Source organism: Halobacillus shinanisalinarum (genome assembly GCF_022919835.1).
Taxonomy (GTDB): Bacteria; Bacillota; Bacilli; order Bacillales; family Halobacillaceae; genus Halobacillus_A; species Halobacillus_A shinanisalinarum.
Genome location: NZ_CP095074.1, coordinates 1,111,617 through 1,128,167, shown reverse-complemented (window position 1 = coordinate 1,128,167; position 16,551 = coordinate 1,111,617). Strand labels below are relative to the sequence as shown.

The 16,551-nt window shown below is 39.7% G+C and carries 14 protein-coding genes; 11 read left to right on the top strand and 3 right to left on the bottom strand.

Translation table 11 applies throughout. The features are described 5' to 3' along the window. Nucleotides 1-93: 93 nt before the first annotated feature. On the top strand, nucleotides 94-2,472 hold the full coding sequence (locus MUO14_RS05865) for an immune inhibitor A domain-containing protein (RefSeq protein ID WP_244754179.1): 2,379 nt from the start codon (nucleotides 94-96) through the stop codon (nucleotides 2,470-2,472). Nucleotides 2,473-2,811: 339 nt separating this feature from the next. Beyond that, nucleotides 2,812-2,988 carry a DUF7685 domain-containing protein gene (locus MUO14_RS05860; protein ID WP_244754177.1) on the top strand — a complete coding sequence of 59 codons (177 nt, stop codon included), beginning with the start codon at nucleotides 2,812-2,814 and terminating at the stop codon, nucleotides 2,986-2,988. A gap of 97 nt (nucleotides 2,989-3,085) precedes the next feature. Here MUO14_RS05860 and MUO14_RS05855 read toward each other — a convergent pair whose 3' ends face one another. Next, a complete protein-coding gene (locus tag MUO14_RS05855) occupies nucleotides 3,086-5,737 on the bottom strand; it encodes an MMPL family transporter (protein WP_244754176.1) in 2,652 nt (883 codons plus the stop codon). Next, nucleotides 5,734-6,186, bottom strand: coding sequence for a MarR family winged helix-turn-helix transcriptional regulator (locus MUO14_RS05850; protein ID WP_244754174.1), 453 nt, complete (start codon nucleotides 6,184-6,186; stop codon nucleotides 5,734-5,736). The genes MUO14_RS05855 and MUO14_RS05850 overlap by 4 nt, the downstream gene beginning before the upstream one ends. Nucleotides 6,187-6,436: 250 nt before the next feature. On the opposite strand from MUO14_RS05850, the gene MUO14_RS05845 reads away from it, so the two are divergent. The 8 genes from MUO14_RS05845 (at nucleotide 6,437) to MUO14_RS05810 (ending at nucleotide 13,952) form a co-directional block, all read left to right on the top strand. Continuing rightward, nucleotides 6,437-6,709: an AbrB/MazE/SpoVT family DNA-binding domain-containing protein gene (locus MUO14_RS05845; RefSeq protein ID WP_244754169.1), complete on the top strand. Its 273-nt coding sequence runs from the start codon at nucleotides 6,437-6,439 to the stop codon at nucleotides 6,707-6,709. Between the two features lie 264 nt (nucleotides 6,710-6,973). Further along, on the top strand, nucleotides 6,974-7,747 hold the full coding sequence (locus MUO14_RS05840) for a glutamine ABC transporter substrate-binding protein (protein WP_244754167.1): 774 nt from the start codon (nucleotides 6,974-6,976) through the stop codon (nucleotides 7,745-7,747). A 92-nt stretch (nucleotides 7,748-7,839) separates the two neighbouring features. Beyond that, nucleotides 7,840-8,496, top strand: a complete 657-nt coding sequence (locus MUO14_RS05835; RefSeq protein WP_244754165.1) for an amino acid ABC transporter permease — start codon at nucleotides 7,840-7,842, stop codon at nucleotides 8,494-8,496. Next, a complete protein-coding gene (locus tag MUO14_RS05830; RefSeq protein WP_244754163.1) occupies nucleotides 8,496-9,218 on the top strand; it encodes an amino acid ABC transporter ATP-binding protein in 723 nt (240 codons plus the stop codon). The genes MUO14_RS05835 and MUO14_RS05830 overlap by 1 nt, the downstream gene beginning before the upstream one ends. Before the next feature lie 627 nt (nucleotides 9,219-9,845). Next, nucleotides 9,846-11,336, top strand: coding sequence for a peptide MFS transporter (locus MUO14_RS05825; RefSeq protein WP_244754157.1), 1,491 nt, complete (start codon nucleotides 9,846-9,848; stop codon nucleotides 11,334-11,336). 267 nt (nucleotides 11,337-11,603) lie between these two features. Further along, a complete protein-coding gene (locus tag MUO14_RS05820; protein ID WP_244754155.1) occupies nucleotides 11,604-12,530 on the top strand; it encodes an LCP family glycopolymer transferase in 927 nt (308 codons plus the stop codon). Between the two features lie 69 nt (nucleotides 12,531-12,599). After that, on the top strand, nucleotides 12,600-13,010 hold the full coding sequence (locus MUO14_RS05815; RefSeq protein WP_244754149.1) for a VOC family protein: 411 nt from the start codon (nucleotides 12,600-12,602) through the stop codon (nucleotides 13,008-13,010). A gap of 66 nt (nucleotides 13,011-13,076) precedes the next feature. After that, nucleotides 13,077-13,952 (top strand): NAD(P)-dependent oxidoreductase, encoded by an 876-nt coding sequence (locus MUO14_RS05810; RefSeq protein WP_244754147.1) that lies wholly within the window; start codon nucleotides 13,077-13,079, stop codon nucleotides 13,950-13,952. A gap of 93 nt (nucleotides 13,953-14,045) precedes the next feature. Here the strand turns inward: MUO14_RS05810 and MUO14_RS05805 are convergent, their stop codons facing one another. Continuing rightward, nucleotides 14,046-14,471: a YkvA family protein gene (locus tag MUO14_RS05805; RefSeq protein ID WP_244754145.1), complete on the bottom strand. Its 426-nt coding sequence runs from the start codon at nucleotides 14,469-14,471 to the stop codon at nucleotides 14,046-14,048. Nucleotides 14,472-14,592: 121 nt separating this feature from the next. On the opposite strand from MUO14_RS05805, the gene MUO14_RS05800 reads away from it, so the two are divergent. After that, nucleotides 14,593-16,512, top strand: coding sequence for an SEC-C metal-binding domain-containing protein (locus MUO14_RS05800; protein WP_244754143.1), 1,920 nt, complete (start codon nucleotides 14,593-14,595; stop codon nucleotides 16,510-16,512). Nucleotides 16,513-16,551 lie beyond the last annotated feature (39 nt).

Here is a 16,551-nt window from a genome sequence, read left to right as displayed (position 1 = left end):
GTTTTTATTCAAACGATTGATTATTCTGAATAAATTGCTATATTAGTATATAGTGATTTTATATCATTAAATCTTGAAAGGGGAGAAATAATTTTGAAAAAGTCTAGTAAAATTGTTACCTCAGCCCTGGCTCTGACTCTAGCGTTCGGACCATTAAGCGCAAGTGCTCTTGAAAGCCCTGGTAAAGCTCAGTCAGATGTACATAAGTCACACGCACATGAAAAGGGAGGTTCACCTTTTGATGTCGCGATTGCGAATGATGAAAGATTAATTGAGATGTTGAAAGAGAGCGGGAAACTATCAAAGAATGCTTCACCTGCTGAAGCAAAAGAGGTATTGAATAAATACCTAAAGTCTAAAGCGGATGCTGCCTCTAACAAAGCCAAAAAAGACAATAAAGGAAAATTGTCCAAAGAGAAGCAGGAGAATCGTGCTAAACTACAAGATAATGCAAATAATAATAGTATGACGAATGGTAAAGGTAATAAATTGGGGAAAGCGAAGAAAAACAAAGTAAATTCAGTAGAAGAAGAAGCATGGAACGGTGAAAAACGTACTGATAATGTTTTAGTTTTACTAGTCGAATATCCGGATAAGCCACATAATTCTATGTCAGCAAGTGAAACAGACATGTACTATGATGGTGAGAACGCCTATTCTAAAGAACATTATGAAGATATGTTGTTTGGTGATGGCGGTTGGACAGGTCCAGACGGTAAAAACTATGTATCTATGCAGCAATATTATGAGCAACAGTCCGGTGGGAGTTATTCTGTCGAAGGAACTGTTGCTGGATGGTACCAAGCTGACAAACCAGCTGCTGCTTACGGTGCAAATGATCCGGCTCCAGATGGAAGTGACGTAAATGCTCGTGGACTTGTTAAAGAAGCATTGAACGCTGCAGCTCAAGACCCAAATGTGGATTTAAGTAATTTTGATGAGTGGGATCGCTATGACCTTGATGGTGATGGAAACTATCTGGAAGCAGACGGACTAGTAGACCATCTAATGGTTATCCACTCCGGTGTAGGTGAAGAAGCGGGTGGTGGATCACTAGGTTCAGATGCCATTTGGTCTCACCGTTGGAGTCTTGCAAAGCCTACTCCAATTGAAGGTACAGAGGCAACTGTAGATAGATGGGGCGGACAGATGGCTGCATTTGATTACACCATTGAGCCGGAAGACGGTGCAGTTGGGGTAATGGCGCATGAATTTGGTCATGACCTTGGTCTCCCAGATGAATATGACACACAGTATTCAGGTACCGGTGAACCAGTAGCCTATTGGTCTATCATGGCAAGCGGAAGCTGGGCCGGTGATATCCCTGGAACGATGCCAACAGGTTTTAGTCCTTATGCGAAAGAAATGCTTCAAGGTACAGCTGGCGGAAACTGGTTGACGGGTACTGAAATCAGTTCAGATGAGGTTTCCAAGCAAGGCTTTGAAGTACTGCTGGATGAAGGTATTACAAAAGGAAAAAATAATGATGCTGTCAAAGTAACATTGCCAGATAAGAAAACCGTCATTAATGAACCGTTTAGTGGTCAATATGAATACTTTAGTGGCAGTGACAATAGTTTGGAAAACACGATGACAAAAACCGTGGATCTCTCAAATGCTTCCAGTGCAGAGCTGACATTCCAAACTTGGTATGACATTGAAAACAATTGGGATTATGCTTATGTGACGGTAAATGGTGATCCAATCAAAGGTGCCATTACTACTAATGAAAATCCAAATGGGAATAATCTTGGAAATGGAATTACCGGATCTTCTGAAGGATGGAAAGAAGTCAGCTTTGATCTTTCTGCCTATTCAGGACAAGAAGTGGAAGTAGGCTTTAAGTACAAAACAGATGCGGCAGCTATTTTGCCAGGATTCTACGCAGACGATATCAGTGTTCAAGCTGATGGTGAAGAAGTCGTGTTTGATGATGCAGAGGGCGAAAGCAGCTTCGAGTTAAACGGCTTTACTAAATCTGATGGGAAGAAAACTTCTGAACACTATTATTTACTAGAATGGCGCAGCCAGAACGGTGTAGATAGAGGTCTTGCTAATCTTCGCCGCGGAAACAGTCTAATGGAATATGATGAAGGTTTAGTGGTGTGGTATGTGGATAATAAGTACACTGAAAACTGGACAGGAATTCACCCAGGTGATGGCTTCCTTGGTGTAGTAGATGCCGATCAGCACACACTCAACTGGAGTGATGGTACAGCTGCTTCGACTCGTTATCAGATTCATGATGCTGCCTTTAGTATAGATAAGACTGAGAAAATGTTCATTGATTATGGTGATCGAACAATGAAAGATAACTTTACGAAGCGCACTCCGCTATTTGAGGATAGTGCGAACTATCTGAACGAAGGAATGGTTGATGCTGGTCGTGATGTTCCAGAACATGGGCTTAAGTTCCGTGTAGCAGGACAAAGTCATGATGGAACAGTAGGTAAAGTGCTTATTTATAAATAAGCGAAATACTTCTTAATTAGAAGAGGTCCCATAGTTGGGGCCTTTTTCTATTATAAAGAGATAATAGAAAAACCCTAAGACACCAAAAAAAGAACTTTATCCATATGTAAATAATTTACCACCTCAGGTTATCCAATATATGGATTTTAAGATGGAAAAGTGTCATTATTGGTGAATCGTTCGGCTATGTAGTTTGGAAAGCAGATTATATATTAGGGATTTCTATAGAGTTAGAGGTTATATTAGGGCGAAGATGCAATAATAGGGAGTCGATATTTAATGGGGAGGTCACTATACTTATGCTATAAACATTGAATCAAATGACGGGGAGCAAATGGTATGAGTCATTATGAAAATATGAGCAGATTTGAAAAAGAATCTTTAACTAACCACACTGTACCTTGCTGGAAGTGTAAAGAACAGGTGGATGAACATGACATTATAGCTGTGACGGATGGAAGAACGTCATGGATGGAACTATGTCAGGACTGCTATGATTTTTTTATCAAGAACTGAAAGATCCTTTAGAACAAAATTGAGCAATAGTTGGGGAGGATTAGAAGAGTGAAGACTCCCTTCTGAAGTGATTTACTTAAGAAGAGAGTCTCTAAACCTAATTTTTTCTTTGTTTAAACGGCCACCATACACCATTACCAAAAGAAACCGTAATAGCTGGAATGAGTAATGGAAGGATAATTAATCCATATAGGAGCAGGCCTGTAATCACGATTGTTGCAATTTGAATTAAGCTTAATACCCCTGATGGCATCATGGCACCAAATGTACCTGCGAGTATAATTGCTGCCGTAATAACAACCGTCCCCATTTTCGCCATAGAAGTCATCATGGCCTCTTTGACATCTAGTTTTGCCTCTTCATTGAAGCGGTCGAGTAGGAAGATAGAATAGTCAACACCTAATGCGACGAGCATGACAAACCCGAAGAAAGGCACCGCCCACGTGATTCCATCATAGTTTAATAGGTTAACAAATATTTTCTCTGCAATGGAAACAGATGTATAATACGTTAACAATAAGGACCCGATCATATAAATAGGCATGATCATTGATCGAAATAAGACGGTAAGTACGATGAATAAACCGACAAGCATAATAATCATCGTTCTAGTAAAATCAGCTTGGGATATTTCTGATAGATCCTCGTTGGTACTTGAAATACCACTGTAGGCTATAGTCATATCTTCGAGAGGGGTTCCTTTAACTTGATCTTCTACTGTCTCTTTAATGGCTTCAGTCGTATCGATTGCCTCTTTAGAGTAGGGATCATTGTTTAAGAGAACTTCAAGCATAATGCCTTGTTCATTATCGAAAGAATAACGGTCAATGGCTGGCTTCAAGTCTTCATTATCAAGTGTACCCTCAGGAATAAACACACCTGTTTCACGAAGAGAATTTGATTCTCCCATAGCACTGACAATTTCTTCTGCATCGCCTAGACCAGATTCAATCTTATTTAAGCCTTCGTTTGCAGCATCGACTCCTTCGGCTAATTCCGCTAGTCCGCTTTTTAAATCTCCAATTTGAGCAGCCTGCCCTTGTGTACTGGAAGAAGCTCCAGCCAGAGATTGCTGGATTTGTCCTAGCTGCTGCTGAACTCGGGCTAATTGCTGGGAAGCCTGAGCTACATTGCCTGTCTGCTCAAGATTTTGGTTAATCGCAGTAAGTTGATTATTCACTTGTCCAAGAGCATTTGCAGCTTCGCCTAGTCCGCCTGTATTAGCATTTGAACCTGAAGGAAGCTGGGCTGACATGTTTTCCAGACCTGACTGAATGTCCGATAGTCCGGATTGGGTCTCTTTAATGCCTTCACGTGATTGTTGTAATCCATCTGCTACTTGCTTTAGTTGACTGTCAGCATACAAATCATCGAGAACCTCTCCTGTAGGTCTTGTAATGGTACGGATCGAGTCAACATTTTCATTTTTCGTTATTTCTGAGCTCAATTCTTCAATAAAAGGGATGACATCTCTAGTAACAAGGTCATTACCATTTTTAATAATAATGTTTAATGGAAGCGATTCTCCTTTTCCAAATCCTTCTTCTATCGCATTTAATCCTTTAACAGAGTCATAGCCATCACCGATTTCATCAACTGTATTGAACGACAATTGCCCGTTATAAGTGAGCAAAAACGGAACCGTAATGATGGCAACAATAACTAATGACCAGATAGGTCGATAGACAGAGAAGCGGCCGAGTAACGTCCACAGTTTACTGTCCTTATGTGAAGCGGACTTTTTCGATGGCCAAAATAACTTTTCTTTCAAAACGGCCATGAAAAATGGGACAAGTGTGCATAAGACAATCATGAGTACGGCTATACCAACAGCTACACCTACTGCTGATTTAAATATTGTAAATTCCGCAAACCCTATGGCCACAAAACCGATGAAAACAGCAATGCCACTAATAAGCAATGTCCGACCAGCTGTTTTATACGTATTGACAATCGCTGTTTCAGTGGAATGACCTTGAGTAAGTTCTTCCTTATATCGACTTAGTAGTAGAATACAGTAGTCTGTTCCAATTCCGAACAAGACAGCTACCAGGAATATTTGTGTATAGTTTGATACAGGGAAACCAAACCAGTCAATAAAAAAGGATACGATTGACTGACTTAATAAATAAGTGACTCCAACAGCTACCAGTGGAATAAATGGCGTGATGATCGAACGGAACACAGCTAGCAGCAGAACAAAAATAAGAACAACGGTAATAATTTCAGTTCGTTCAAGACCTTCTTGACTGCTTTCATTTACATCCTGGTTGATGATTGCTTGGCCTGTAACATACGCTGTTATGTCATCTGGTAACAGATCTGAATTAATTTGATCAGCGAGCCCATTTATTTCCTCATTCGTTCCATCAACCGTTATCGGAACGAGGATCGTTTTCTCATCCTTTGACACAAGTTGTTCAGTGGTTTCTTTATTTTCATAAGGCATGACTACATTAGTAATCGGACCTTCTAGTTGCTTTACTTGTTCTGCAATGGAAGTGATAGTTTGTTTCATGTCTTCATTTGCTGGTTCATCCAGTGCGAAAACAAGTGAAATTGTTTCATCGTTTGCGCCAGCTTCTTCTAAAATTGCTGCGGCTTTTTGTGAATCTGCATCTTCAGGTAATTGCAGAGTACCTGCTTCTTCGGCTTGTTTAGTTAGATTAGGGGAAACAATGAACAAAACGGTAGTTAATATAATCATGGCTATAGCAATGAGCCATTTAAACCTCAATATAACCTTCATTTTAAATCGTCCTCGACTTTCAAAATAGTTTTTACTTTATTGAATATGCGAATAAACTCATCAATCTCGGAATTCTTAAGTTCATCGTGAAGCAGATCTTCTATATGATTTGAGATTAATTCATTTGACTGCTGAATGACATCTCTTCCTTCATCGGTTAATGAAATGGTCTTACCCCGCTGATCTTCCTTCGAATCAATAACTTTAACGAGACCATTTTGGGTTAATTTTTTCACCCTGTTTGAAACAGCACTTTTATGGACCCCTTGAAGTTCTGCCAGTCTTCCAGGCGAAGCTTTTTCTACTTTGGATAGAATTTGCAGCATATGAACCTGCTCAGGCGAATAGAAATCATAAATTTCATGTTCAATCGATTTAATGATTCGTTCTGTACCAAAAATCATTACTTCTTTAAATAAATCTACTGCCTCATCTAATCGTTTGTTCATTTTAGACCTCCCTGAAAATTAGTTCATGCCCTAAACTAATATATAGTTTACACCCTAAACTATATAGAAGCAACCATTTAATAAATAAAGATGGCTAGAACCAAGAATTTTAAGAGACTGATTTAAATATAGTTCAGGAGATGAGTTGATTCATCATACGCTTAAGATATGTTAAACTGAGGTCTAAAGAAATATAGTTTTGAGACAAAGAATCTATAAAACTATTAACAGGTGTTAGGGGATGAAATGGATGAAAAGTACAGGTGTAGTAAGGAAGGTAGACGAACTAGGAAGAATAGTAATACCGAAAGAGCTTCGTCGTACGTTACAGGTAGAAGAGAAGACACCGCTTGAAATTTTTGTTGAGGATGAAAAAATTATTCTAAAAAAATATAAAGCGAGTAAAGAATGTGCCATTACTGGAGAGATCAGCGATGACAATCGTGAGTTTGCAAATGGGCTTGTGTTGAGCCCGAGAGGCATTGAACTGTTGAAACAAGATTTAGAAAAGGTTGTACAGTAAGATCTTTGGCCAGCATTGAAATAGCATAGTGAGTTAACGAGAAAAACCGTTCTTTTAAAAGAACGGTTTTTTTTTATGAAATGAATAATAACCTCACGTCAAGTCCTTCTACTAGAAGGTTAACATGGGTTTTTTTACTGATGATCAATTAGGTATTCCAACTTATTGTTCTTAAAGTAATCGGGTGTGTATAGATTAGAGAAAGCACTTATGTAAATCGTTTATAATATGTAATTTTTACTAATTTTAAGAGGGGGAATACAAATGACTAGAAAAAGTGTAGGTGTATTGTTGATTGGTTTATTAGTAGCAATCGTGATCTCGGGATGTAGTATGTTCGGGTCGGGCGATACATACACAGTCGCTACAGACAACAATTTTGTTCCGTTTGAGTTTATGAATGAAGAGACTGGAGAGATGGAAGGATTTGATATTGATTTAATTAAAGCAGTTGCAAAGGAAGCAGGCTTTGATATTGAAATCGAATCGATGAAATTTGATGGAGTTGTAGCGGGGATGCAATCCGAACGCTATGACATCGGTATTGCCGGGATGACAATTACGGAAGAGCGTAAAGAAACGATCGACTTCTCGGATCCGTACTATGATGCAGGTCTAATGCTAGCTGTACAGGAAAGCAATAACGAGATTAAATCAGAAGCTGACCTAGCGGGTAAAAAGGTGGCTACACGTTCGGGTACCACGAGTGAAACTTATTTAAAAGAGAATCATCCTGACGCAGAGGTAGTCACTTTTCCGGGTATAGTGGAGGCTTATATGGATCTTCAAACAGGTCGTGTTGATGCGGTGATGTACGATGTACCTAACGTTAAATATTATGTAGCAAATGATGCGGACGGCACGTTGAAAACGGTTGGAGATATATTACAAGGTGAGCAGTATGGTATTGCTTTTCCTAAAGACTCTGAACTCGTTGAAGATGTAAACAAGGCATTACAAACGTTAAAGGACAATGGTACGTATGATGATATTTATGAAGAATGGTTTGGCGAGCGTAAATATGGTACAGAAGGGTAGCATCTTTGTTTCTGTAAAAGCGTAGCAAGTTCCATGCTTGTTGCGTTTTTCATTTCCGTGAACAGGCAAATTACACAAGGAGTGTATTGCATATGGACTTTATAATGGAATCACATTATATAAAGGTTATGCCTTTTTTGCTTGAAGGTCTAGTCTATACCTTACTTATTACGGGTGTGGGCCTGCTATTTGGATTTATTCTAGGGGCGGTTTTTGGACTGGCCCGTTTATCGAAAAATAAGTTTATCTATGGAATTGCTACTGTTTATGTAGAAGGGCTTAGAGGCACACCTATTTTAGCCCAAATTTTATTTATCTATTTTGGTTTGCCTGATTTGCTTGGGTTAAATATTGATAAAGTTTCGGCCTCTATTATAGCCATAGCGATCAATGCAGGTGCCTACATTGCTGAAATTGTTCGCGGGGCAGTTTATTCCATTGACAAGGGACAAAGTGAAGCCGGACGCTCCATTGGTTTAACAAAAGTGCAAACGATGCGCTATATTATCTGGCCCCAAGCGTTTAGAAGAATGATTCCTCCCCTTGGGAATCAGTTTGTCATTAGCTTAAAGGATACATCACTATTTTCTGTGATTGCAGTTGGCGAATTGTTATATATGGGACAGCAATATTACGGGATAACCTTTGCCGCTTTTGAAGCGTTAACCATGGTTTGTTTAATGTATCTCCTAATTACTGTTCCGACAGCTGTCTACTTGAGAAGAGTTGAAAGGAGGATGGACGTGTAATGATTAACGTAAAAGATTTACACAAATCCTTTGACGCAACAGAGGTTCTAAGAGGAATTAGCCTCAATGTTAAAGAGAAAGAAGTGGTCTGTATCATAGGGCCTTCGGGGTCAGGGAAAAGCACACTTTTACGTTGTTTGAACTTATTAGAGGAGGTAACCTCTGGAGACGTGCTTATTGCTGGAGAGAACTTAACTGATTCCCGTGTAAATATAAATGAAGTACGTTCAAGAGTAGGAATGGTTTTTCAGCACTTTAACCTTTTTCCACATATGACAGTGCTAGAGAATATTACCCTTGGACCGAAAAAAATTAAAGGCATTAAAAAAAGAGAGGCCGAGGATGCTGCTTTACCTTTACTTGCAAAAGTAGGTCTGGGTGACAAAGCTAATGTGTACCCGGATAGTTTATCGGGAGGACAAAAGCAACGCGTGGCAATAGCAAGGTCACTTGCCATGAACCCCCAAATTATGCTTTTTGATGAACCCACCTCAGCGCTTGATCCCGAATTAGTCGGTGATGTGCTGTCCGTAATAAAAGATTTGGCAAGAGAAGGGATGACGATGGTCGTCGTTACACATGAAATGGGTTTTGCCCGCGAGGTAGGAGACCGGGTCATTTTCATGGATGAAGGAATTGTGATGGAAGAAAACACTCCGGACAAAATATTCGGTGAACCAGATAATTCAAGAACCAAAGAATTCCTAAGTAAAGTCCTATAAGTGTGTGTTCAAAAAGTGGACGAATGAGAATGTCTACAAAGATCGTCACATCCTGTTCCAAAGTCGCACTAGCATGTCTTGTGCGTCGCAAGAAGCTTGAGGTGCGAAAGATTTGAGGATCACAGCGTATGCCTTTCATACGTGAGGACCGGAAAAACCGAGAAACGAAGAAATTTGCTGTTTATCATTTGGTGACTTTTTGAACATCTTCTATAAGTAAAATAAATACTAATAAAAGCCACTTCAGGTCATCCAATATCTGGATGACCTGAGGTGGCTTTTATTTACATATTAAAGATGGTAAATACATCATGCTTTTTTTGAATAATTTGTGTGAAAGTTTGTGTATATTATTCTGAAATACAGTGACGTTTAGCCTATTTTTTTAGGATGTGTTGATAGTTTAGTTTTAGTTAATAGCGGGAGTTTAGAACCTAAGTGTTAAAAAATTCAATTTAATTTGAATAGACTTCCTATTTGGAATTTATAACAATTGATTGATTTTTGTCTTGAATAGGGAATATACTTGTTCGATGTTAGGGGGATTTCGACAAAAAATATTTTGAAAATTCCTTTAAGTAATAATGTTCTCATGCATAACTTGCAAAATCAGGGAGGTTTAAGGTCATGTCTAAATACAGTAAAGAAGATATTGTAAATAGCGTCCCTCAAAAAGGGTTCTTTGGTCACCCTAAGGGATTGTTTACTTTATTCTTCACTGAATTTTGGGAGCGCTTTTCCTACTATGGAATGCGCGCTATTCTCTTATTCTATATGTATTACGAAGTGTCAAAAGGTGGTCTCGGTTTAGACGAAGGGACAGCCGCATCAATTATGGCGATCTACGGGTCGCTAGTTTATATGTCGGGCATTATCGGGGGTTGGATCGCTGATAGAATCCTAGGTGGTACATCAACCGTCTTTTATGGTGGTGTCCTCATCATGTTCGGGCACATTGTACTCTCTCTACCAGGAAATTTAACAGCCTTTTTCATCTCGATGGTACTGATCGTTATCGGGACAGGTTTATTGAAACCCAACGTATCCAATGTGGTTGGAGATCTATATGCACCTGAAGATTATCGTAGAGATTCCGGGTTCAGTATTTTCTATATGGGAATTAACCTTGGTGGATTTCTTGCCCCATTAATTGTCGGAACAGTTGGACAGGAGTATAGCTTCCATGCAGGATTTGCCATTGCTGCTGTTGGGATGTTCTTTGGTTTAATTACCTTCATGCTGACCAAGAAAAAGAATCTTGGTTTAGCTGGAAAAAATGTCCCGAACCCATTGACGAAAGCTGAGCGAAGTAAGACCTATAAACGCGTCGGTATTGGGGCCATTATCATTATCATCTTATTCGCTTTGACTATTCCGACGGGGATCTTAACAATTAGTGGTTTAACCTATATCGTTAGTTTTCTAGGTCTCTCCATACCAACAGCTTATTTCATCGTCATGTTTCGCAGTAAAAAAACAACAACAGATGAACGTTCAAGACTTCTGGCTTACATTCCTTTATTTGTAGCGTCGATGATGTTTTGGTCTATTCAAGAGCAAGGGTCCATTATCTTAGCGCAATATGCTGACCAACGTGTAGACTTGAGCTTTGCTGGGTTGGGTATTCAGTCATCATGGTTTCAATCATTGAATCCGCTGTTTATTATCTTTCTAGCACCTGTCTTTGCATGGTTATGGATTCGGCTTAGAAGTAAGCAGCCTAGCACACCGAAGAAATTTGCTTACGGTCTAATGTTTGCTGGGGTTTCTTTTCTGATTATGATGATCCCTGCAATAATGAATGGGGATAATTTAGTCAATCCACTATGGCTTGTACTAAGCTTTCTCCTAGTAGTCCTTGGTGAGTTACTTCTATCGCCAGTCGGCTTATCAGCGACAACGAAGCTGGCTCCAGCGGCCTTTGCTTCACAAACCATGAGTCTATGGTTCCTTTCTAATGCAGCGGGACAAGCTATGAATGCTCAGCTTGTAAAACTTTACAATATTGATACTGAAGTGGCTTATTTTGGTATCCTTGGCGGTGCTTCTGTGTTATTGGGAATCATTTTGTTTGCTTTTGCGCCTAGAATTTCGAAATTAATGAAGGGTGTTAACTAATCCTTCTCTAATAAAGCCGTCCCTTGTGAGGTTGTATTACAAGAGACGGCTTTTTTTATAGAAAGGAAAAGGCCCACTTGATCTGCCATTTCCTGAAGAACCCCTTGCCTAGACTCTTCTTCATGCTAAATCCATTTTAAATAAATTTTGCAAAAAAAATAGAAACATGTAAAATAAAGAGTCAAGTCTATTGTGAAAAAAATGTGTTTTAAAAAAATTGAGGGTATGATTATAAATAGATTGAAAGAGTATGAAGGAGTGTACGAAATGGCAACGAGGAAAGCTAGGCGTAAAAAGAAAAAGAAGTGGCTATGGATATCCTTAGCAGTTGTCTTGCTTATAGCAGGTGGTGGATCTGCTTATTTATATTCCATCTATCATAACGTGAGAACGACCGTTGATGAAGAAATTCATAAGGGTATCTCTGGAATTGACCGCGAAGTGACGAAAAAGAAAGTGGAAGGACAGGAACCTATTAATGTTCTATTGCTTGGAGTCGATGAGCGTGAGAATGATAAAGGGCGCTCCGATACAATGATCGTCATGACGCTTGACCCAGCAAATGACCGTATGCAAATGGTCAGCATTCCAAGGGATACAAGGACTGAAATTGCAGGGAGAGGGGTTGACGATAAGATCAACCATGCCTATGCATTTGGCGGCAGCGACATGTCTGTCAATACGGTAGAAAATTTTCTTGATATTAGCTTAGATTACTATGTTCGCATGAATATGGAAGGTTTATCACAGATGGTAGATACTGTTGGCGGAATTACAGTAAACAATGATTTCGCTTTTTCACAAGGGGGCTATAACTTTTCAAAAGGGCAAATCGAGCTTGGCGGAAAAGAAGCTCTTGCCTGGGTTCGTATGCGTTATAATGATCCTCAAGGAGATGCTGGTCGTAACGAACGTCAGCGCCAAGTTATCCAAGGTGTGATTGATAAAGGATCAAACATTAATATTGTGAATAATATTGGTTCAGTAATGGATGTTCTTGGGGAAAATGTAGCAACGAATATGAGGTTTGAAGATATGCGTAATTTAGCGATGAATTATCGTGACGCAAGAAAGAATATGGAAACCTATCAGATGACAGGACGGGGAATACGGATCAATAATATTTATTATCTTCAAGTGCCAGACTCTGAAGTGCAAAAGACGCATGATATGATTAAAGAATATAGTTCTTAAAAAAGGGAGGCTTCGTGCTTCTTTTTTTTATGATAAAATATAGAAAACCAATAAAGGAGAGACGAGGAGATGAAAAAGCAAGCCAATCCATATTTTACGTTTAACGGAAATGCAAGAGAGGCACTGGACTTTTACAAGAGTGTGTTTGATGGAGAAGTAACAGATATTCAAACTTTTGGGGAAGCTGACTTTGACACACCACCAGAAGCAGATGAGAGAATTATGCATGCTCGTTTTACAAAAGAAGGCCTTTTCTTTATGGTTTCAGATACATTCCCTGGGGGCAGTTCTGAAGCAGGCAACATGATTTCTTTGGCATTAGAATTGGACGGTGAAGCTGAAATTAATAAAATCTATCATCGTTTAAGTGAAAGTGGAACGGTACACATGGAACTTCAGGACACATTCTGGGGTGCAGCGTTTGCCAAGGTAAAAGACCGTTTTGGTGTGACGTGGGATTTAAACTATCAAAAATCATGAGAGAGCAAGACTCGAAAAGGGAGAGTCTTGTTTTTTTAACTACATATATAGAGGAGAGGGTAAGAAATGGCAGAATTGAAAAGTCCGACAATCGGCTGGATTGGTACAGGAGTAATGGGAAAAAGTATGGCGGGTCGTTTGCTAGAATCTGATTACAACGTAAATATATTTACCCGCACCCCTGCCAAAGCAGAAGAACTGCTTAATTTAGGGGCGCAGTGGAACGAAAGCGTGAAGAGTCTAGCAGAAGAATCCGATATGATTATTACGATGGTTGGTTATCCTTCAGATGTTGAAGAGGTGTATTTTGGGGAGGATGGACTTTTACAAAATGCCGCAGAGGGCACATATATCATTGATATGACAACATCCTCTCCAGAATTAGCTGTGAAAATGGATCAAGAAGCAAGTAAGCGTAAGATACGTGTCTTGGATGCTCCTGTTTCCGGCGGAGATGTGGGGGCAAAAGAAGGAACACTTTCCATTATGGTTGGTGGTGAAGAAGCAGCCTTTCACGATGTTCGCTTTCTGTTTGACCTGCTAGGAAGCCAGACTGTACTACAGGGGCCAGCAGGTTCAGGACAATTCACAAAAATGTGTAATCAAATTGCTATTGCCTCTAATATGATGGGGGTTTCTGAGTCACTAGTGTACGCTGAAGCGGCTGGACTTGATCCGAATACCGTCCTTGAAAGTATCAGCGGAGGTGCAGCTGGGAGTTGGTCATTGAGTAATCTTACTCCAAGGGTTATTAAAGGGGATTTAGAACCAGGGTTTTATGTAAAACATTTTATTAAAGACATGAAAATTGCTATTGAGTCAGCGGAGAAAATGGAACTTAACCTCCCAGGACTAAAACTCGCCAAGCAATTATACGATCAAATCTCAGCAGACGGGTACGCCAACAGCGGTACCCAAGCCCTCTACAAATACTACAAATAATTCTTGTAATGGGGTAAAGTTCCACCTCAGGTAATCCAAATTATGGATGACCTGAGGTGGGTATAAATGTAATGTCAATGGCAGCGTCTAGGTTTAGTTGTTTAGTGGTGAATGTTTTTTAGGTTCTTTAGCGAGCCATCGCTTATAGGCTTGTAGATCTGAGTTGACTTGTTTAATGACTAAATTAATAATATAGACGTCATCAATAAGTCCGGCCACAGGAATGAAGTCAGGGAGCACGTCAAGCGGTATAACGAAATAAAGTACTCCCCCAACAATGGCGACAATCGAACCTTTAGGTGCTTTTTGATAATCGCCCCTCGCCCAGTCCCGTACCATTTGAAACATAAGCTGGAGCTCTTCCCAGACTTTCGAGAGTGGACCTTGATGTTCCTCTGATTTTTCCTGTGCCTGTTCGATGATTTGTTTCGTTTTTGCAGGATTTTGAACGAGTGTCCCAGCTCGCTTCTTCAATTTCTCAAAAAGCTTTCCTGCTTTGTTTTTTTCGGCCTTCTTCATGACGTCCACCTCCAAGTAGGTGTACTCGTTTTTTGGTGAAAGATAATGAGCCTTGCTTTTTCCTTTTCCTCTAAAACCTTTATAATAAACTTAAGAAGTATAATAAGAGAGGAGATTTTATATGGAAAAGATCGGTAGAAATGATCCGTGTCCTTGTGGGAGTGGGAAGAAGTATAAGAAATGTCACGGAAAGACAAATGTCATCGAATTCCCTTCAAGAAAGGTCGAAGAGGAACTAGACCGTTATTTGTTGCAATTTCAAGATTTTATGTACGACAATTACCCTCATTTATTTCCCCAAACTAAGGCTGCATCTCAAGAAGAAGAAATCGAGCATTTTATCAGACTCTTATATAAGGGATTATTTATGCCGCAAACTGATGGACAAACTGTTTTTCAACACTTTTTTATGCAAAAAAAGAAATCGGTTGTCCGTCCAGCAACAGCGGATGCTCTGGCGTCTTGGGGAAACTCGAAAGCTAGCATTTTTCACTATTTAAAAGAGGAAACTAGCGGACTTGTGCACATTGAAGATGTACTAAATGGTAGTGAATACAAGGTAGGGAGAGAGAGGATTCCGCTTGATAATGAGGACTTAAAGAAGGTGCCGTATTATATTGGCATTGTAATGAATTGGGGGACCTTTCATAACTTTATTCCACTAGCGCTGCCGAATACGCAGGCAGGCTATGACTATTATATCTCGAAATTAGAAACAGAGTTCAAAGCACAGTCAGAGTCTGCAACGATCGGTGACTTCCTACATCATACCTTTTTAAATCAGTTCCCTAAATGGCTTTATATGGAAAGTCCAGACTCATCGGATTTGGCTTGGAATGGGACTCCTCAGCAGCTTGAGGTATTAAAGCTTCTTGACGAGCACGTAGAGGCTGAAGATCAACGGTTTGAAACGTATGAATTGCTGAAAAATCTGTGGATGAAGTTTTGCGATGAACAAGCTCCGATTATTAGGAAGCCAGCTGTGCTTGCAGCAACGTTAGAATATTTCCTCCATGATATGCCTTATTTAGGCGGGGATCAAACGGTTACGCAAAAAGAAGTGGCACAAAAATATGAAGTCAGTACAAATAGCATTTCTAAACGTTATCATGAAATAGAAGAATTCTTTTTTGAGCTCCTGCAGAGTAAGAATCAAGGAATTAGTGGTCCTGAATTGCAATACTATGTAAAGCCGAGTGCACATTTAGACATCGAAAGGCATACGTACGAATTGAATAAAAAGGTGGAACAGATGAATTTTAGTTCAACTGATGAGATTAATGATTATATGAACCACCATAGGAATGACCCTTTTATTCCTTCTAATGATAAACAGCGTGCACAAATCAAAGCGTATGAAGCCTATGAGTCGGAGAATGAAGAAAAAAAGAGAATATTGGTGGATGAAGTTTTGAAATTGGATGAAGGGAATGTGGACGGTCTCGCTCTCCAGGCCCACTTTACGAGTACAATAGGGGAAAAGGTGCTTTTTGTCTTAAAGGCTATCAATTCGGGATATCGTCGTTTGGGTATTGAACAGCCTGATACAGAAGTCGCTCTCTGGCAAATCGTGGAGGCCCGTCCACTGTTAAGGGCTATCGAGTTTTTGGCAGAATTATATGAAGAAAATGGAGAGATAGAACAGGCGATCGAATCATATGAGGATATCATTGAACTGAATCCAAATGATAATCAAGGTATTCGTTCTCGATTAATCCCACTTTATATCCAAGAAGAAAGATATAAGGACGTACAGTCATTACTTGATATGTTCCCTGATGACATTTCGGTGGAAAACCTGTTTACGGTTTCGTTGTTAATGATTCGGTTAGGAATGGATGCTGACGATATCATGGCTCAATTAAAAATGGCTCATTTTAGAAACGAGTCTGTATATTTGCTGCTCACTGGTAAGGAATCGATCCCAGAAAAACTTCCAAAGCAGTTTACACCTGGTTCGTTAGAAGAAGCAGTCATCTATGTTCACCGCAACGGTTATCTATGGAAACCACACCTCCATTACCTAGAGTCAATTATGTAATGGAAATGAATGGAATACCTGAGGTGGAAGGGAATGGAA